The sequence below is a fragment of the Arenibacter sp. P308M17 genome (genome assembly GCF_003426735.1).
Lineage (GTDB): Bacteria > Bacteroidota > Bacteroidia > Flavobacteriales > Flavobacteriaceae > Arenibacter.
This window is the reverse complement of sequence record NZ_QVON01000002.1, coordinates 367,441-386,997: the sequence shown is the minus strand read 5'-3', so window position 1 is coordinate 386,997 and position 19,557 is coordinate 367,441. Positions and strand designations below refer to the sequence as shown.

Below are 19,557 nucleotides of genomic sequence, written 5' to 3'. Positions count from 1 at the left end.
CGGAATGATTATTTGGATGTTACATGTGACATTTGAAAAACAATAAATATAAACACATGAAATTAAAAATTGCCCTTTTAGCAGGAGATGGGATAGGTCCTGAAGTTATTGATCAAGCGGTAAAAGTATCCAATGCCATAGCTAAGAAATACAATCACGAGATAAGCTGGACGCCGGCCCTTACAGGTGCAGCTGCAATTGATGCGGTTGGGGAGCCTTATCCGGATGAAACCCATGCCATTTGTGAAGCTGCGGATGCCGTTTTATTCGGGGCCATAGGGCATCCGAGATTCGACAACGATCCCTCTGCCAAGGTACGTCCAGAACAGGGATTGCTGAAAATGAGGCAGAAACTGGGTTTGTTTGCCAATGTGAGGCCCACTTTTACCTTTCCATCACTTATAGATAAATCCCCTTTGAAACGCGAACGTATAGAGGGTACGGATTTAATTATTCTTAGAGAATTGACAGGTGGAGTATATTTCGGGGAACGCGGGCGGAAGGATGATGGTAATACTGCTTTTGACACTATGACCTATACCCGTGCGGAAATTCAGCGTTTGGCCAAAAAAGGTTTTGAAATGGCCATGGTCAGATCCAAAAAACTTTGCTGTGTTGATAAGGCCAACGTTTTGGAATCTTCCAGACTGTGGAGGGAGACCGTACAGGCCATGGAAAAGGATTATCCGGAAGTAACGGTTTCCTACGAGTTTGTTGATGCAGTTGCTATGCGTTTGGTGCAATGGCCCAAAGGATATGATGTAATAATAACCGAAAATCTTTTTGGCGATATCCTGACCGATGAGGCTTCCGTAATTTCAGGGTCTATGGGATTAATGCCCTCGGCTTCCGTAGGAACCAAGACCAGATTGTACGAGCCTATTCACGGATCATATCCGCAAGCGGCCGGGAAGGATATTGCAAATCCGTTGGCCACCGTACTTTCTGCTGCCATGATGTTCGAAGATTTCGATTTGAAGGAGGAGGCACAGGCCATTCGCGATGTCGTAAACAAATCTTTGGCAGAAGGTGTGGTTTCTGAAGATTTGGCTGAAGGGGGAAAGGCCTATAAGACCAGTGAAATTGGAGATTGGTTGGCAAAGAACGTTTAAGGAAAGTGTCATTTCTGCTTAGAGGCAGGAATCCATAAAAAAAGGGCATCCAAAACAGTAATGGACGCCCTTTTTTTCAACAAATTTTTAACCCAGGGTTACGAATTGAATGCCATTTTTCTTTTGGTACTGACCGCCCTATTTTTGGAAAATACCAAGATCAACACTGCTATGGTTATCCCGGTACCGGCCATGAGGGCCCCTACCAAGCTTGCGGAGGTAAATCCAAACCCCATGGCTATGGGCAATCCGGCAAAAAATGCTCCGGAGGCATTACCCATATTAAAGGCACTTTGGTTCATGGAAGATCCAAGCATTTCAGATCCTTTGGATGCCCTTATTATGGCCAATTGAATTGGTGTGCCCACCATAAAGGAAACTATACCAATTATGAACGTTAAAATTAAAATGGCCACTGGATTGGCTGCCACCAAAAAGTTGATTATCAGTACCATTACCATTAAGGACAAGCTGATGATGACCGCTTTTAACGGGCTAAATATCTCCGCCATTTTGGCCCCGATAAAATTTCCAAAAACCATTCCTATCCCGGCCAAAATCATGGCATAACTAACCATGCTTTCCGAATGTCCGGATACATTGGTCAGCAAAGGGGCTATATAACTATACCAGGCAAAGAAGCCTCCGGTACCGATGGTAGTCAGTAGGATGAGCAACCATATTTCCACTCTTTTAAATACTTGCAGGTCCTTGAAGAATCCTGCAGAGGAGGATTTTTCCATTTTTGGGATCCAAAAGTAAATACAGGCCATTGCGGCGATACCAACAATACCGACCATAAGAAACGATAGGTTCCAGTTGTAATGATGCCCAAGGTATGTGCCAATGGGAACCCCTATTACATTGGCTATTGTAAGTCCGGCAAACATAGTGGCTATGGCCTGTGCGGCTTTCCCCTCTTTGGCCAACTTTCCTGCCACTACAGCACCGATCCCAAAGAAGGCTCCATGTGGCAATCCCGATAGAAATCGGGCGATCATTAAAGTAACATAGTCTGTTGAAAATGCGGAAAGGGTATTGAAAACTGTAAACCATAACATTAAAAAGAGCAACACCTTATGTGCCGGCCATTTTCCACTCATGGCCGTTAAAGTGGGCGCACCAATTACCACCCCCAGGGCATAGGCAGATATAAAATGCCCTGCCTGTGGAATACTTATTTGAAGAGAATTGGCCACGTCCGGTAGAATACCCATAATTACAAACTCGGTCATCCCTATACCAAAGCCTCCTACCCCTAGGGCAAGCAACGCTTTTTTATTCGATTTGTCCATACTCATAATATTATTATTTATGACATTAATACAGGTACAATATTACAGCAAGGTATTCTCGTATTGCTATGGATAATTATCCTATTTATATTCATTTATATCCTGTAAGAGCCTGTTTAAATTTTATCCTTCGGTTTAATTATGCGCCTTTTTCCGCCATACTTCAGCTATTTTTTCGGCTCGTAGCTATGGCTATGCGTCTTAAAATACCTTTGTCTGACGAAAAAATACCCTATAATAAATTCCAAAAACAAATTCTAAACAGGCTCTAAAAAAGCGGCAAAAGTACGACTCTTTGCTCAAATAGGGTTTATTTATAGTAGTTTTCCAATCGTATTGGGAAATATTTAAGACATGGAGATCTTAATTTTTAGCCTTTTTATGACATAAATTTTTTTCCATGACGATATTAAAATTCATTTGTCTTGTGGTCGGAAGTTTAGTTTGGTAAGGAATTTTACTTCAAAGTAAAATGGAAGGGCCCACATTTGGAAAATGTCACTTATCCAAACTTTTGTACGGATATAAAAAATGAAAAATTAAGGCCCAATCTATATATCCAGTCGGACCTTAATTTGTATAATTCTAAAGAGCAGTAATTCTATAATCGGGTATTGGTTATAGAATGTAGTCGGTACTAATAAAGTTGGATAATCTGGATTCCAATAATTGTTCTACGGTTTCATTATTAAGTTCGTTGTCCTTAAAGGCCACAAATGTCCTTATGGAAAAGGAACGCAGGGCATCATAGACGCTTAAGGTAGCCTGTGCGGAGTCTTTTCTCCCGGTAAAGGGATACACGTCCGGACCCCTTTGGCAAGAGCTGTTCAGATTAACCCTACAGACCAAGTTCACCAAGGTGTCTATTAAAGGAGCTATGGCGTATACATCCTTTCCGAACAAACTGACCTGTTGCCCGTAATTGGATTCGGCCATATCGTCCAAGGGTTCTTCAATATCCCTAAAGGTCACGATTGGAATTATCGGACCAAATTGTTCTTCCTTATATACCCTCATTTCTTTGTTGACAGGATATAATACCGCAGGCCAAATATAATTGTCGGAATGCGTTCCTCCTTTTTTATTTAAAATCATGGCCCCTTTTTCCCTGGCATCATCTATTAATTCCTGAATATAGGCCGGCTTACCGGGTTCCGGCAAAGGGGTCAACTTAACGCCATCCTCCCAAGGGTTTCCGAATTTTAGGGCATCTACCCTTTCAGAAAAACGTTTATTAAATTCAGTGGCAATATCTTCATGGACATAGATTATTTTTAGTGCGGTACAGCGTTGTCCGTTAAATGATAAGGTACCGGTAATACACTCGTCTATAGTTAGGTCCAAATCTGCGTCCGGTAGTATGATAGCCGGATTTTTAGCTTCCAGTCCCAGTACCAAACGAAGCCTATTGCTTTTAGGATGTTGGTTTTGTAGGGCATTGGCCGATTTACTATTACCTATCAAAGCCAATACATCTATTTTACCGGTCTTCATTATCGGAGCGGCTACGGCCCTTCCCCTACCAAATACAATATTCACTACCCCTTTTGGGAAACTGGATTGAAAGGCTTCCAACAAGGGGGTAATCAATAATACACCGTGTTTGGCTGGCTTAAAAATAGTGGTATTTCCCATTATTATCGCAGGAATAAGCAAGGCAAAGGTTTCGTTCAAAGGATAGTTATATGGGCCCAAACAGAGTACGACCCCAAGTGGACCCCTTCTAATATGCGCATAAACCCCATCGTTTTTTTCAAATTTGGCATTATCCCTGTCAAGTTGCTTGTAATCCTCAATGGTATCATTGATATACTCCACCGTTCTGTCGAACTCCTTTTGGGAGTCTGGCAGCGATTTTCCAATTTCCCACATTAGAAGTTTTACAATTTCTTCGCGCTTGGTCTTCATTTTCCTCACAAAAATTTCCATGCAGTCTATGCGTTCCTTGACCCGCATGGTAGGCCATATTCCTTTCCCTTTATCATAGGCGGATAATGCCGCATCCAAAGCTTCCAAGGCTTCCTTTTCTCCCATATCCGGAATACTTCCCAGTAAGGTTGGCTTATACTCCGTTGTTGAGGAAATGGTAGAATATACCTCTGTGGTATTCCCTTTCCACGCCTTTAATTGGCCGTCCACCAAAAAGTGTCGTTGATCAATGGTATTCATTGTTTGAAATTCTTCCGGTATTTTAGTATCGCTCATATTGTCCAGTATGTATTTTTCTATCGTTATAAAAATAGTACCTATTTGGAATCCAGCAACAGTTATTCAACAAAAAATAGATGCTTTCGTATCAGTAGTACCTATTTTAGTGTTTACACCACATTATAACCCACTTCTACAACAATTCTTTCACGGCCAACTTAATTTAATATTACTTAGCCCTGCAGAATTAACCTTCTGTTATATATTAATAATCCTACAATAATACCACCAAATTCTGATGAAAAAACACGTCTTTAGTTTACTTTTTGCCTTATTTGTATCACTGTTGAACAATGCCCAGCAATGGGAACCATTGGGTGCAAATGATTTTAATGCCCCTGCTTCAGCATCAGGTAGATTTTTATGTACTGCGAACGGTCCCAATAATACCATTTATTCGGCTTATCGAGATGAAGATAATGGATACAAGATAAGTGTTAAACAGTTTATCGACAACGAATGGGTATATGTGGGTACCCCCGGTTTTTCATCAGCGTCTATAAATTCTTTGTATTTGGCGACGGATACCAATTACCGACCCTACGTGATTTTTTCAGATAATACTTACACCAACAAAGCAACCGTAATGCGTTTCAATGGCGATACATGGGAATTGGTCGGTAACCCGGGCTTTACTTCCGGTCCTTCTTATAACAATTCAATTGCTATTGCCCCGGACGGAACAATTTATGCGGCAATTTCCGACTCTACCGATTCTTACAGGCTTACCGTGTACCATTTGGTAAATGATACTTGGGAGCTTTTAGGTCTTGCAGGCATATCGGATGCTTCCGTAAGTAATGTCCATATGGAGGTGGATAGTAATTCAATACCCTATGTTGCCTATACAGAGGCGCTATCAAATTATCCATATTACGGCTCGGTAAAAAAGTATATAAACGGTGCCTGGGAATATGTTGGTGCCCAATCTTTTACGGGATTGACTTCCTATATGGCCTTTGACATTGATAAGAACGATGTACCCTTTGTTTTGACGAACGATAGTTCCAACAATAGCGTCCCTTTGGTTTCAAAATTTGATAATAATATGTGGCAAACTGTAGGTTCAAATACAGTTTCCGATAATATGTCCGGTTATTTGGCAATGACGATAAGTGAAAACAATGTCCCTATTGTGGCTTTCCAAGGTCAGGCCAGTGACGTAACCGTAAGACAACTCAACAATGGAAGCTGGGAAACCGTTGGCTCGGGAAGTTTGCCATTTGATTACGCACATAACAAACCAAGTATAACGGCAACCAATGACAAAATATTTGTATCCCAACAAGGAGATGATATGATGATGATGGGTTCTTTGGCGACCGTACTTCAATATTCGGACGGAGAATGGTCCTCCACAGGGGGCAATACAGGTATTGCCAAAGGAAGTATTCAAAAAGATGCCTTGGCCATAGATAATAATGGCATACCTTATATAGCATTTGTTGATTATAACAATGATTATAAGATTTCGGTGCTTAGTTATCAAAACGGGGAATGGGTACCTGTGGGCAATGAAGGTATCTCGGTTTCTTCGGCCACTCCGGTAACCATAGATATCGATTCCAACAATGTTCCCTATATTTTTTATATGGATTCTTCCGTAGCGGGAAGGGGAACCGTCCAACGTTATGTAAACGGTAATTGGGAAATGGTGGGGAATATTGGGTTCACCACTACCAATGGTCACAACCTGACCATTGCTTTGGACCCCGATAACATTCCCTATGTGGTTTACGGCTATTATTCCGGATCTTACAAAGTAGAGGTCATGAAGTTCAACGGGTCTGCTTGGGAAATGGTAGGGGATTCCGCTTTTCCGGAACCTTCCTCTGAAGCGGACCTTGATTTTAGTGCAGAAGGAATACCCTATTTGGCCTATACCGATGCTAATAATGGATATAGAGAAGCTGTGCAGCGTTACGTTAATGGTTCTTGGGAACGGGTAGGTGTTCTGGGGACAGCTGCCGGTGCCGCCTATGGAATCAATTTGGAGTTCGATTCCAATGACATCCCCTATATTGCCTATCGGGATCAGGGCAACGGAACCAAGGCTACGGTTAAAAAATTCAACAATGATGCCTGGGAGTTGGTCGGTATTGACGGATTTACTTCTGGGTCTACGGTATATACTACCATGGCCATTTCCAGTGAAGATATTCCATATGTTATTTACAAAGATTATGATAACAATGGCAAGCTATCCGTACAACGGTTCAGTAACAATACATGGGAGATTGTAGGTGATGCCGGATTCTCGGCATCTTCATTGGAATGGCCTTCCATAAAGGTTTCAAATGACGGAACGGTGTATTGTGTTTACTACAGTAATATGGATAAAATTTTTGCCAAAAAATTTAGTGACAATTCCTTGCCCGTTTTTACTTCGGATGAGGAAGTAAGTATTACGGAAAATGAAACTTCGGTGATAGATATTAATGCGATGGACAATGATGGGGATATGGAAGGCAATGGCCTGTCCTATACATTTTCATCTAAAAATAATGAGGGTGTGGACAATGATCTATTTCAACTAGAACCAATAACAGGGGAACTTAGCTTTCAGGAAACCCCGAATTTTGAAGTCCCATTGGACGAAGACATGGATCAAATATATGATGTGCAAGTGGCCGTTACGGATTCAAAAGGAGGTGTTGCCACACAACGTATTTTAGTAAATATAAGCAATATAAACGAACTGGTACTGGATATCAGCACTACAGCTGCTGCCTGTTATGATGGAAATTCGGGTATGGCCACCATCACCGTAGATCAAGGAAACAAAGGATATCTCTTTGAATTGTCCCAAAATGAAATCAATATTGGGGAGTCCATCACCACCCAAGATCCAAGCTATACGTTTGATGCTTTGGTGGCCGGGCACTATTCGGTCTTAGTAACGGACAATGAAGGTGATACAGTGTCCCAAAGTTTTACAATAGATCAACCTGAGGTCTTACAAGTTAATGCCAACAATACCTTGGAAAGTTATGAAGGTGCCAATGATGGGAGTGTGGAATTAACTATTTCTGGGGGTACAGCTCCTTATGTTTACATTTGGTCCAATGGTGAAACCAGTAGGACGGTTACAGGTCTTGGGAATGGCCCTTATTCCGTTACTGTTAAGGATGCCAATGATTGTTCCATTGATTTATCGGTTACCGTCGGATTAAATGTACCGCCAAAAATTCTTTCATCGGCATCCATCGCAATGGATGAAAACACGGTGGAAGTCACAGATATCAGTGTATCCGATACAGAAGGGGATTTGGAGTTGCAAGGAATTGTCTATTCCCTAACAACAAATGATAACGGAGGGGAAGACAATTCATTATTTTCCTTAAATACTGATTTGGGTATTATACAGTTCGCTACAGCACCGGATTTTGAAAATCCAATCGATGCTGATGAGGATAATACGTATCACCTTCAAATAACAGCCGAGGATTCTTATGGGGCTACTTCCCTACAGAATATTACCGTAATCATTTTGGACCTACAGGATGATGTGGATGATTATGATAAGGATGGAATTTCAGATGAACTTGATGCGGACGATGACAACGATGGGGTAACCGATACGGAAGATGTTTTTCCCTTGGATGCATCAGAGGATACGGACACGGATAGCGATGGTATTGGCAATAATGCCGATGAGGACGACGACAAAGATGGAGTAACCGATACAGAGGATGCTTTTTCCTTGGACGCATTGGAGGATACGGACACGGATGGTGATGGTATTGGCAATAATGCCGATGAGGACGACGACAATGATGGCGTAACCGATACTGAGGATGCTTTACCCTTGAATGCATCGGAGGATACGGACGTAGATGGCGATGGTATTGGCAATAATGCCGATGAGGACGATGACAATGATGGTGTGCCCGATACAGAGGATACTTTTCCCTTGGACGGATCAGAAGATACGGACGCGGATGGTGATGGTATTGGCAATAATGCCGATACGGACGATGACAATGACGGAATTCTGGATTTTCAAGATGCATTTCCAACGGAAAGTACCCCATTGGTTATACCGGCAGAAGCATTTACTCCGAACGGTGACGGTGTTAATGATTTTTGGATAGTACCGGGCATAGACAATTATCCCAATAATACGGTCAGGGTTTACAATAGATCGGGTAATGCTGTATTTGAAGCCGGAAATTATAAAAATAACTGGGCCGGAGGCTACAATAACAATAATGGCAAACTACCTGCCGGGTCTTATTTCTATGTCATTGAATTAGGAAATGGGCAACAGCCCGTTCAAGGTTGGATCTTCATCAATTATTAAAACAATACAATTAATTTTTAAAACAATATTATGAAATTATATAAACACCTGTTTATCCTGTTCTTTCTTGCCTATTCTACCATTCAGGCACAGCAAGATCCAAATTCGATATTTTACCGCTATAATATGAATATTTATAATCCTGCGTTTGTAGGCAGCTCCGAAAGTTCGGACATTACTTTAGGAATCCGCAGTCAATGGGCCGGTATAGAGGGAGCTCCGGAAAGTCAGAGTGCCATTTTCAGCTCTCCTTTAGGTAAAAATACAGGTTTGGGACTGTCTATTTTAAATGACAAAACCTTTATAGAGAATCAAACTTGGGTAGCGGTCGATTTTTCCTACCATATTCAATTGAACGATTCCTATAAGCTCTTTTTCGGACTCAAGGCAAGTGCCAACTCCTATAGTGCAAACACCTCAGGGTTAATAACATATGGAATTGGTCAGGATGGTTCCCTAACGGATTATGAGAGCCGGTTTATGCCCAATATCGGCGCCGGTCTCTTTTTGCAACACCAAGATTATTTTCTTTCATTCTCTATTCCCAAATTATTGACCCCAGAGCGTTTACAGGAAAAAAATGGCAATGCCTATTTAGGGGAGAGTAAAATACATATGTATTTATCGGGAGGCTTTGATCTGGGATTGGGCATATCTTCAAAATTGCAGAATTCCGTCATGCTCCGCTATGTGAATGCCGCTCCCGTGTCGGTTGAAATTACTTCCATATTGGACTTCGGATATAAATTTAATCTAGGGGCCTCCTATAGATATGATGAAAGCATTAGTGGTCTATTTTTATTTAAGGTAAGTGATAAATTCAATCTAGGGTATGCTTATGAAGTAACTACGGATAAGGTATTTAATCGGAACAATGTCAGCAGCCATGAATTATTTATGCGATTATCAATTTAATGGGCAAAAAAATAATGGTTAAACCAAATATTCGAACAAATCTGATTTATCGTTTATATAATCCCCATAAAAATTATTGGCCTTCATTCGATTTATCAAGGGTTCCAGATCCTTAGGATCCTTAAGTTCAATACCCACAACGGCCGGGGCATTCTCCCTGCTCGACTTTTTTGAATATTCAAAATGTGTTATGTCGTCATCAGGACCAAGAATTTCAGCTACAAATTGCTTTAGGGCACCCGGTCTCTGGGGAAAGCGTATAATAAAATAATGCTTTAATTTGCCGTAAAGCAGGGCACGTTCCTTTATCTCGGCCGTACGTGTAATATCGTTGTTGCTCCCACTTACAATGCAGACCACATTTTTACCTTTTATCTCTTCTTTGTAATCGTCCAATACTGTAATAGTAAGGGCACCTGCCGGTTCCACCACTATGGCATCCCTATTGTAAAGATCCAGAATGGTCTGGCAAACCTTGCCTTCCGGAACGGTTACCATGTCATAAAGATGCTCCTTGCATATATTGAACGTAAGGTTGCCAACACGTTTAACGGCAGCACCATCGATAAATTTATCTATTTGTTCCAATTCCGTATTAACTCCCTTTTCTATGGAAGTTTTCATGGACGGGGCCCCTTGCGGTTCAACGCCGATTATTTTAGTTTGGGGCGATAGTTCTTGGAATACGGCACAGAGACCTGAGGCCAATCCCCCACCACCAACGGCCACAAATAGATAATCTATTGGTTCTTTGGCCTGTTCCAGGATTTCCAGACCAACGGTAGCTTGGCCCTCAATAATTTTTGGGTCGTCAAAAGGATGTATATAAGTCATTTTTTTAACGGCACAGAATTTTTTGGCCGCATCCGAGGAATCGTCAAAGGTGTCCCCTTCGAGTACCACGCTTACCCATTCCCCTCCAAATAATTTAGTTTGTTCCACCTTTTGCTTCGGTGTCACCGAGGGCATATAAATGGTACCCCTTATGCCCAAGTAATTACAGGCAAAGGCAACACCTTGTGCATGGTTTCCCGCACTGGCACATACTACTCCGTTGACGGTTTCTTTTTTGGTAAGGGAGCTGATCTTATTGAAGGCACCTCTTATTTTATAACTCCGTACCCTATGCAAATCCTCCCTTTTTAAATAAATATGGGCATCATAAGCCTTGGAATATCGAATGCTCTGCATCAAGGGGGTAATATCCGCTACTTGCCTAATGGTTTTGGCAGCCTTCCGGATGTCCTCTATTTTGGGAAAATATGGTTCCATCAATGGGTATATAAACAAAGGCCTGCCCAGTTCATTAAACTCGGCAGGCCTTATAATTGGTAATTTTTAATTAAACTATAGGTTTCATAGCCGTCATGGATGCACGCAATCTTGCACCAACAATCTCTACCGGATGTTCGCGTAAAGCTTTGTTGACCGCAATTAATTTTGCATTGTCCACACTTAAATGTTTTTGGTCTGCAAAATGTTTTCCAATAACATCGGTATCTATGGTCTTCATGAAATCTGCCAATAAGGGCTTACAGGCATGATCGAACAAATAGCAACCGTATTCGGCAGTATCGGATATTACCCTGTTCATTTCGAACAATTTTTTTCTAGCAATGGTGTTGGCTATCAAAGGAGTTTCGTGTAATGACTCGTAGTAAGCGGATTCGGCAATGATTCCAGATTCGGTCATGGATTCAAAAGCCAGTTCAACACCTGCCCTTACCATAGCTACCATAAGTACCCCGTGGTCATAAAATTCTTGTTCAGAAATTTTATCCGATCCCGCTGGAGTTTTTTCGAAAGCGGTTTCCCCGGTCGCCGCCCTCCATGTCAATAGATTTTTGTCGTCATTGGCCCAATCTTCCATCATGGTTTTAGAAAAATGGCCACTCATGATATCGTCCATATGCTTATGGAAAAGAGGACGCATGATATCCTTCAGTTCTTCCGATAATTCAAAAGCCTTGATCTTGGCAGGGTTGGACAAACGATCCATCATATGGGTGATGCCGCCATATTTAAGCCCTTCGGTAATGGTTTCCCATCCGTACTGGATTAACTTGGAAGCATATCCCGCTTCAATACCTTTTTCTATCATTTTATCGAAACAAAGTATGGAACCCGTTTGCAGCAAGCCACAAAGTATGGTCTGTTCCCCCATTAAGTCGGACTTTACTTCGGCAACAAAGGAAGATTCCAATACCCCGGCCTTATGTCCGCCAGTGGCAACCGCATATGCTTTTGCTTGGGCCAATCCCTTGTCTTGGGGATCATTGTCCGGGTGTACCGCAATTAGGGTAGGAACACCAAAACCCCTTTTATATTCTTCCCTAACTTCCGATCCTGGACATTTTGGTGCCACCATAATAACGGTTAGGTCCTTACGGATCTGCATTCCTTCCTCCACAATATTAAAACCGTGGGAGTAGGATAATGTGGCTCCCTTTTTCATGAGGGGTATAATTGTAGAAACTACATTGGTATGTTGTTTGTCCGGAGTTAAATTTATGACTACGTCGGCCGTTGGGATAAGTTCTTCATAAGTCCCTACCTTGAAACCATTTTCAGTGGCGTTTATATAAGACTGCCTTTTTTCCTTTATGGCCGCACCTCTTAAGGTGTATGAAATGTCCAATCCGGAATCGCGCATATTCAGACCTTGATTAAGTCCTTGTGCCCCACAACCTACTATTACAATTTTTTTTCCTTTCAATGCGGATACACCATCGGAAAATTCTGTAGATTCCATAAACCTACATTTTCCCAATTGAATAAGTTGCTCCCTTAATGATAGCGTATTAAAGTAATTTGCCATTTTTTAACTCGATTTTATTTCCCGATTAGCTTCGGGCTTGATTATTTATTGATTAAACTCTTTTAACAATGATGAAATCTTCATTTCAGATTTTGTAACCGCTATTCGCCCGGAGCGCACAAATTGCATAATCCCATAGGGTTTCAATTGTTGGTACATATCATCAATTTCGTTTCTTCTTCCGGTCTTGGCCAAAACGAAGAATTCCCTTGATACCGTAACAATTTGGGAATTGCTATCCTTAATAATGTTTTGGATATTTCGCTCGTCGAACAATAAGGTGGAGGCCACTTTAAATAAGGCCGATTCCTGATAAATAGTCTCTTCATCGGTATGGTAGAAGGCTTTGATGACCTCTATTTGCTTTTCAACCTGCCCTACAATATTGCGCACCCAATCTTCTGTAGTGTACACCACAATAGTGAATTTTGACACGTTGTCTATTTCCGATTTGGAAACATTTAGACTCTCAATGTTAATATGACGTTTTAAAAATATTCCTGATATTCTGTTCAGTAATCCTACACTATTTTCGGAGTATACTGAAATTGTAAACCATTTATTTTCCATCTCCTCATACCGATCCTCTATCCAAAATAAGAGGCTATAGGCTTTTTAAATTAATATTGATTTTATTTTAAACGTATATCCGATACGGATGCCCCGGATGGGATCATAGGGAATACGTTGTCCTCTTTTTCTACTTTTACTTCCAAAAAGTAAGCCTCTTTGGATGCCAACATCTCTTTAATAGTAGCCTTTAAATCCTTTCTCTCACTGATTCTCTTGGATTCTATATGATAACCCTCGGCAATTTTTACAAAGTCGGGATTTACCATTACGGTGGAGGCATATCTACTTTGGAAGAAGAGTTCTTGCCATTGGCGTACCATTCCCAAATGATCATTATTCAGTACCACGATCTTAACAGGGGTCTTGTTCTGAAAGATGGTCCCCAATTCTTGAATGGTCATTTGGTATCCCCCATCCCCAATAATGGCAACTACCTCCCTATCCATGGCCCCCATTTTGGCACCGATGGCAGCGGGCAGTGCGAAGCCCATCGTTCCCAAGCCACCGGAGGTAACATTGCTTTTGGTCTGCTTAAATTTGGCATATCTGCAGGCGATCATTTGATGCTGCCCAACGTCCGAAACAATTATGGCCCTATGTCCACTGGCTATATTGATCTCCTCAATAACTTCTGCCATGGTAAGTTTTTCCTTGGTAGGGTAAACATCATTTTTAATGATCTGTTCAAACTCTATCTTGTATTTTTCCTTAAATTCATTGTGCCAGGATTCATGGGAGTTGGCTTTGATTAGTGGTATCAACATGTCCAAGGTAACCTTGGAATCGCCCAATACCGCTACATCTGCCTTTACATTTTTGTTTATTTCTGCTGGATCTATATCGAAATGTATAATTTTTGCCTGTTTGGCGTAGGTATCCAAATTACCGGTTACCCTATCGTCAAAACGCATACCGATCGCAATGAGCAAATCGCATTCATTGGTCAATAGATTGGGTCCGTAATTACCGTGCATGCCTACCATACCCACATTTAGGGGATGCTCCGTATCCATGGCGGAAAGCCCAAGTATGGTCCAAGCAGCAGGAATACCCGCTTTCTCTACCAAGTTTTTTAATTGTTCCTCGGCCTTTCCCAAAATTACTCCCTGTCCAAAAACGATAAAGGGTTTTTTGGCGGAATTGATTAAATGGGCCGCTTCCTCAATGGCCTTTATATCCGGTTTGGGATAAGGGTTATAACTGCGGACCCCGGTACAATGCTCGTATGAAAAATCGAACTCTTCAACCTGTGCATTTTTGGTAATATCTACCAATACGGGTCCCGGTCTGCCGGATTTGGCAATGTAGAATGCCTTGGCCAGGACTTCGGGAATTTCAGAAGCCTTGGTTACTTGGCAGTTCCATTTGGTTACCGGGGTGGAAATTCCAATAATATCGGTTTCCTGAAAAGCATCGGAACCCAACAAATGTCTGGCTACCTGGCCAGTAATACAGACCATGGGCGTAGAATCTATCTGGGCGTCTGCAATACCGGTAATTAAATTGGTGGCCCCAGGACCTGATGTAGCCACGGCCACACCTACTTTCCCGGTTACCCTGGCATAGCCTTGTGCTGCATGGGTGGCACCTTGTTCATGTCTTGTTAGGATATGGGTTAGTTTATCCTGGAATTTATATAGCTCATCATAGAGCGGCATAATGGCCCCTCCGGGATATCCATAAATCAAGTCTACACCCTCCGCCAATAGGCAGTGGATTATAGCCTCTGCACCACTTATTCTCTTTCTGATCTGTTTAGATGGTGCTGTTTTTTCTTTTTTCAATGTTTCCATAATTGTAGACCTAATCTAATCGGTTAACATATTTGGTATTTCTACCATTATAATTCCCTTTTGGGATACTTTATATATTAAAATTCATCCGTAACACATCCTTTGGATGCAGACGAAACTGTTTTTGCATATTTATAGAGGATTCCACGCTGAAATTTTAACTTTGGTGCGGTCCATTTGGCCTTTCTTTTCTGTAATTCCTCGTCTGAAATTTCAATATTTATGGTATTGTTTACAGCGTCTATTGCAATAATATCTCCGTTTTCGACCAACGCTATATTACCGCCATCTTGGGCTTCGGGTGCTACATGGCCTACTACGAAACCATGGGAACCTCCCGAAAAACGACCATCGGTAATCAGGGCAACATCCTTACCTAGTCCCGCCCCCATAATAGAGGATGTTGGCTTTAGCATTTCTGGCATGCCCGGTCCTCCTTTTGGACCTTCGTATCTGATCACCACCACGTCCCCTTTTTTAACCTTACCATTTTTTATTCCTGCATTTACGGCATCCTCTCCATCGAACACATTGGCAGTTCCCTTAAAGAACAAACCTTCCTTTCCAGTAATTTTTGCAACGGCACCCTCTGTAGCCAAGTTTCCAAAAAGAATACGGATGTGACCAGTTTCTTTTATGGGCTTATCCAAGGTGCTTATGATATCCTGGCCCTCTATCAGGTTGGGGACATTTTTTAGGTTTTCCGCCAGAGTCTTACCCGTAACCGTTAAACAATCGCCATGGAGCAGGTTGTTGTCCAACATGTATTTGAGGACACCTGGGATTCCTCCAACACCATGCAATTCCTCCATTGAATATTTCCCACTTGGTTTAAGATCTGCCAATAAAGGGGTGCTTTCACTTAATCGTTTACAATCGTCCAATGTAAACTCTATCTGTGCTGCTTTTGCTATGGCCAAAAAATGAAGTACCGCATTGGTGGAACCACCAAGAACGATAACCAATCTAAAAGCATTTTCCAAAGATTTTTTGGTAACTATGTCCGAAGGCTTAATATCCCGCTCCAATAACAGGCGTAGCGCTTCACCTGCCCTAATGGACTCCTCTTCCTTCAATTTATTGTTGCTTACGGCCGGATTTGAAGAATTAAATGGTAAGGACATCCCCAAAGCCTCAATAGCCGAAGCCATGGTGTTGGCCGTGTACATACCGCCACAGGCACCGGCACCTGGACAGGCCTTATGGATAACTTCTTTAAATTCGGACTCATTTATGGTTCCTGCTACCTTTTGCCCATAAGCTTCGAAGGCAGAAATAATATCCAATTTTTTTCCGTTATGACAACCTGAAGCAATAGTTCCCCCGTACACCAAGATCGAAGGCCTATTTAAGCGCAACATGGCCATTAGGGCTCCCGGCATATTTTTATCACAACCAACAACTGTAATTAGACCGTCATAACTCATTCCTTCTACTACGGTTTCCATGGAATCCGCTATAATATCCCTGGAAGGCAAGGAATAGCGCATTCCGGGTGTACCGTTTGCTATCCCGTCACTAACACCTATAGTATTGAAGATCAACCCTATTAAACCGGCATTTTCGGTACCCTTTTTTATATAGGTGGCCAAACTGTTCAAATGCATATTACAGGGATTGCCCTCGTAACCGGTACTGGCAATACCTATTAAAGGCTTTTGCAGATCCTCGTCCGTTAAACCTATAGCGTGCAACATAGCTTGTGCGGCCGGCAATGTTGGATCTTGTGTAACCTGTTTACTAAATTTATTTAATTCCATTAATTTGTATACTTTGTATTTTAATACTATCCTATATAAATTACGACGACCAAAGATAAAAGTTTAAAAACCCTTAGATTTTTAACATAAAAATTTGATTTAAATTCAATTTTAATATTTTAATTTTAAATATCTAAAAATCAGATATTTAAATGTATAAACCATATCATATTCAGTAGGTTTTTATTCTTTGACAAACCTTTTGTTACTACTTAAAAAAGAACATTATTTCCTATTATGGTTCGGCAAAACCTAAAAAAAAGCCTGTATCAAATGTAGTTGATACAGGCTTTTTAAATAAAAAGAAATCCGTATCATCCCAGTTATGGGACGATAATGACCAATTGGATTATGTTTCTATTTATTTTCATAGGTACAAAATTAGGTATTATAATTTAATTGACAAAGGAATAAATTTTTATCGCCTATTTTAGTTTAAAATGGATAAGGTCACCAGATTTATTTTGTGACAAAATGGATATGGCCATGTCCGATAACTGCAATATCCTCGGATATCCACCTGTGGTCTGACCATCTTTCATCAATATGATCAATTTTCCCGCCGGGGTTAGTTGTATTGTGCCAGGTAGAGTGGCCGAGGTCAACATGGAAAACGTATTGCCTTCTATGGTTTCATTGAATTGATATGCCATTCGGTTATTCTCGTTGGCCACTGAAAATTCCTTGTAGAATATTTGGGCCAATTGTTTGTCCGTCAACAGTTCGTATTCAGGACCTTTGTACACCTCCAATTGGCCTTTGTTCAAAATGGAGTCCACCTTAAGTTTTGAAATTTTGGGACCGAACATTTTACACTCGGTGTAGGGTAGGCCGGACATTTTTTTAATGCAATCCTGCTCGGTAATGGGTTTATAAAAAGATCTGCTTCCCAATACCGATGCGGTCCTGAAACCGTCCTTAATTCCTAAATATGCCCTAAATCCCTTTATTAACTTGCCATAGGATAGGACGTCACCGCTTTTTACCTTATATACTTTGTAGTTCTCAATGGCCAAATCGTTAAGGGTAACCGACATTTCCGCGCCTCCCGTAACAATATAGGTGTCCAGTTCAAATTCCAATTTAGGTCCCGTCATGGTAATTTCCAGAACGGCACAGTCTTCAACATTTTCCAACAATGAGTTTAACTTTGAAACAGTGTACGAATCCATGGCCCCTGCCACCGGAACGCCCTTATCCCTGAATCCAAATCTACCTGTATCCTGAACGGTTGTGAAAAAGCCCGATTTTATAATATTAAGCATCCAACACTTTTTTTTCAAGCTTATAAATCCCTACCTCGCTTTCAATTTTATGTAATTGGTATTCTGCCATGGAAATAGGATAAAACTGTATTTTATCGCCCACTTTAACGAAACACGGTTTTTCTTTTTTTAGATCGAACATGGGAACCGGACATTTTCCGATTATGTTCCATCCTCCAGGGGAATCCTGGGGATATATTCCTGTTTGTTTTCCTGCCAGACCAACAGAACCCATGGGTACTTTGGACCTAGGTGTGGATTTACGGGGAATTTCCAAAGCCTCCGGTACGCCTCCCAAGTACATAAATCCTGGTAAAAAGCCTATGCCATAGACGGTATACATACTTTGTGCGTGCAAATCTGTAACTATATCTATGGACATGCCCAATTTTTCAGATATTTCCTCTAGATCCAACCCAAATTTCGGGTCATAACAAACAGGTAGTCTCCATAGGTACCTGGTAACAGGTTCTACCTTTCCTTTTTTGGTATACCATTCCTTGATCTTGGGTTTAAAATAATCAAAATCGAGGACGGTGTCCTTGCATATCAACGTAAGGGAATTATAGGCGGGGACATACTCCCATTCCTTTTCATCCAAGTGGTTCTTCCTTAAGTATTCTATGAATTGAAGAATTTCAAGCAAAATGGTTTCTTCTACCTCATTGGGCCACTCCACCAATATGGCATGGACACCAAATTGTCTTACGGATATGTTGAAACTATTCACTTTTTAATTAAGATTTGGTTCTTTGGTAAATGTTTGGAAAGATACGCTAATATTTGTAATGCCAAGGGAGAATCCCCGTGAATACAATAGGTGTCTGCCTTTATTTTTACGGCCTTCCCCGAAATTGTCATAACCCTGCCTTTTGTAATCATGGTCAGTAAATGATCTTTAACGGCTTTGGGATCCTGTATCATGGCCAAAGGGTCTTCCCGTGAAACTAGGGAGAGGTCATCATTATAAGTGCGATCGGCAAAGGCTTCGTATTTTATTTGAAACCCCAAGTACAGTGCTTCTTCCGCAATTTTTGAACCATAAGGAGCATACAAAAAAACCTTTTTTTTATATTTTTCAATACTATCCAAAAATATCCGGGCCAATTCACTGTCTTTGGCCAGGTCATTATATAGGGCACCATGTGGTTTTATATGGTTCAGCGCAACACCCAAAGGCGTTAGCACAGTGTTTAAATTCCCTATTTGGGACAGGATACTTTTTTGTAATTCACCCTTGGCCATTATGATACTGGTCCTTCCAAAATTTGCCCTATCCGGATAGGATGGATGTGCCCCTATCAGTACCTTGTGTTCTTTAGCCAAGGAGGCGACCTTCAACATGGTACCGATATCACCGGCATGGCCGCCACAGGCAATATTACAGGAAGAAATTAAGGGCAAAAGCTGTGCTTCATTGCCTACACCCTCCCCTATGTCCGAGTTAATATCGATATTGATCATGTCTTTAATATCGCCCATAAATAATATCCTTTTTGTTCCTAATACTACCTA

At 41.3% G+C, this 19,557-nt stretch carries 13 protein-coding genes; 3 read left to right on the top strand and 10 right to left on the bottom strand.

The window, feature by feature from the left end:
* Nucleotides 1-56: 56 nt before the first annotated feature.
* On the top strand, nucleotides 57-1,112 hold the full coding sequence (leuB, locus tag D0S24_RS05515; RefSeq protein ID WP_117018862.1) for a 3-isopropylmalate dehydrogenase: 1,056 nt from the start codon (nucleotides 57-59) through the stop codon (nucleotides 1,110-1,112).
* A 98-nt stretch (nucleotides 1,113-1,210) separates the two neighbouring features.
* Here the strand turns inward: leuB and D0S24_RS05510 are convergent, their stop codons facing one another.
* Nucleotides 1,211-2,407: an MFS transporter gene (locus D0S24_RS05510; protein WP_147321438.1), complete on the bottom strand. Its 1,197-nt coding sequence runs from the start codon at nucleotides 2,405-2,407 to the stop codon at nucleotides 1,211-1,213.
* A 618-nt stretch (nucleotides 2,408-3,025) separates the two neighbouring features.
* Nucleotides 3,026-4,612, bottom strand: a complete 1,587-nt coding sequence (locus D0S24_RS05505; RefSeq protein WP_117018860.1) for an NADP-dependent glyceraldehyde-3-phosphate dehydrogenase — start codon at nucleotides 4,610-4,612, stop codon at nucleotides 3,026-3,028.
* 241 nt (nucleotides 4,613-4,853) lie between these two features.
* On the opposite strand from D0S24_RS05505, the gene D0S24_RS05500 reads away from it, so the two are divergent.
* Together D0S24_RS05500 and D0S24_RS05495 are read left to right on the top strand one after the other, a co-directional pair.
* Nucleotides 4,854-8,918, top strand: coding sequence for a gliding motility-associated C-terminal domain-containing protein (locus D0S24_RS05500; RefSeq protein WP_117018859.1), 4,065 nt, complete (start codon nucleotides 4,854-4,856; stop codon nucleotides 8,916-8,918).
* A 30-nt stretch (nucleotides 8,919-8,948) separates the two neighbouring features.
* Entirely contained in the window at nucleotides 8,949-9,833 is an 885-nt protein-coding gene (locus D0S24_RS05495) for a type IX secretion system membrane protein PorP/SprF (RefSeq protein ID WP_117018858.1), read from the top strand.
* 18 nt (nucleotides 9,834-9,851) lie between these two features.
* Here the strand turns inward: D0S24_RS05495 and ilvA are convergent, their stop codons facing one another.
* From ilvA to pxpA, 8 genes are all read right to left on the bottom strand, one after another.
* Nucleotides 9,852-11,105, bottom strand: a complete 1,254-nt coding sequence (gene ilvA, locus D0S24_RS05490; protein WP_117018857.1) for a threonine ammonia-lyase IlvA — start codon at nucleotides 11,103-11,105, stop codon at nucleotides 9,852-9,854.
* A 70-nt stretch (nucleotides 11,106-11,175) separates the two neighbouring features.
* Nucleotides 11,176-12,651 (bottom strand): ketol-acid reductoisomerase, encoded by a 1,476-nt coding sequence (gene ilvC / locus D0S24_RS05485; RefSeq protein ID WP_117018856.1) that lies wholly within the window; start codon nucleotides 12,649-12,651, stop codon nucleotides 11,176-11,178.
* A 45-nt stretch (nucleotides 12,652-12,696) separates the two neighbouring features.
* Entirely contained in the window at nucleotides 12,697-13,221 is a 525-nt protein-coding gene (ilvN, locus tag D0S24_RS05480; RefSeq protein ID WP_117018855.1) for an acetolactate synthase small subunit, read from the bottom strand.
* A gap of 62 nt (nucleotides 13,222-13,283) precedes the next feature.
* On the bottom strand, nucleotides 13,284-15,017 hold the full coding sequence (gene ilvB, locus D0S24_RS05475) for a biosynthetic-type acetolactate synthase large subunit (protein WP_117018854.1): 1,734 nt from the start codon (nucleotides 15,015-15,017) through the stop codon (nucleotides 13,284-13,286).
* A gap of 77 nt (nucleotides 15,018-15,094) precedes the next feature.
* Nucleotides 15,095-16,777: a dihydroxy-acid dehydratase gene (gene ilvD / locus D0S24_RS05470; RefSeq protein ID WP_117018853.1), complete on the bottom strand. Its 1,683-nt coding sequence runs from the start codon at nucleotides 16,775-16,777 to the stop codon at nucleotides 15,095-15,097.
* Between the two features lie 425 nt (nucleotides 16,778-17,202).
* On the bottom strand, nucleotides 17,203-18,042 hold the full coding sequence (locus D0S24_RS05465) for a biotin-dependent carboxyltransferase family protein (RefSeq protein WP_117018852.1): 840 nt from the start codon (nucleotides 18,040-18,042) through the stop codon (nucleotides 17,203-17,205).
* Nucleotides 18,035-18,772, bottom strand: coding sequence for a 5-oxoprolinase subunit PxpB (gene pxpB / locus D0S24_RS05460; RefSeq protein ID WP_117018851.1), 738 nt, complete (start codon nucleotides 18,770-18,772; stop codon nucleotides 18,035-18,037). Before pxpB ends, D0S24_RS05465 begins: the two co-directional genes overlap by 8 nt.
* A complete protein-coding gene (gene pxpA, locus D0S24_RS05455) occupies nucleotides 18,769-19,524 on the bottom strand; it encodes a 5-oxoprolinase subunit PxpA (RefSeq protein ID WP_251795721.1) in 756 nt (251 codons plus the stop codon). The genes pxpB and pxpA overlap by 4 nt, the downstream gene beginning before the upstream one ends.
* Nucleotides 19,525-19,557 lie beyond the last annotated feature (33 nt).

Coding starts and splice junctions, on each gene's coding strand:
- leuB (WP_117018862.1), top strand. CDS start 57: ATGAAATTAAAAATTGCCCTTTTAGCAGGAGATGGGATAGGTCCTGAA.
- D0S24_RS05510 (WP_147321438.1), bottom strand. CDS start 2,407: ATGGACAAATCGAATAAAAAAGCGTTGCTTGCCCTAGGGGTAGGAGGC.
- D0S24_RS05505 (WP_117018860.1), bottom strand. CDS start 4,612: ATGAGCGATACTAAAATACCGGAAGAATTTCAAACAATGAATACCATT.
- D0S24_RS05500 (WP_117018859.1), top strand. CDS start 4,854: ATGAAAAAACACGTCTTTAGTTTACTTTTTGCCTTATTTGTATCACTG.
- D0S24_RS05495 (WP_117018858.1), top strand. CDS start 8,949: ATGAAATTATATAAACACCTGTTTATCCTGTTCTTTCTTGCCTATTCT.
- ilvA (WP_117018857.1), bottom strand. CDS start 11,105: ATGGAACCATATTTTCCCAAAATAGAGGACATCCGGAAGGCTGCCAAA.
- ilvC (WP_117018856.1), bottom strand. CDS start 12,651: ATGGCAAATTACTTTAATACGCTATCATTAAGGGAGCAACTTATTCAA.
- ilvN (WP_117018855.1), bottom strand. CDS start 13,221: ATGGAAAATAAATGGTTTACAATTTCAGTATACTCCGAAAATAGTGTA.
- ilvB (WP_117018854.1), bottom strand. CDS start 15,017: ATGGAAACATTGAAAAAAGAAAAAACAGCACCATCTAAACAGATCAGA.
- ilvD (WP_117018853.1), bottom strand. CDS start 16,777: ATGGAATTAAATAAATTTAGTAAACAGGTTACACAAGATCCAACATTG.
- D0S24_RS05465 (WP_117018852.1), bottom strand. CDS start 18,042: ATGCTTAATATTATAAAATCGGGCTTTTTCACAACCGTTCAGGATACA.
- pxpA (WP_251795721.1), bottom strand. CDS start 19,524: ATGGGCGATATTAAAGACATGATCAATATCGATATTAACTCGGACATA.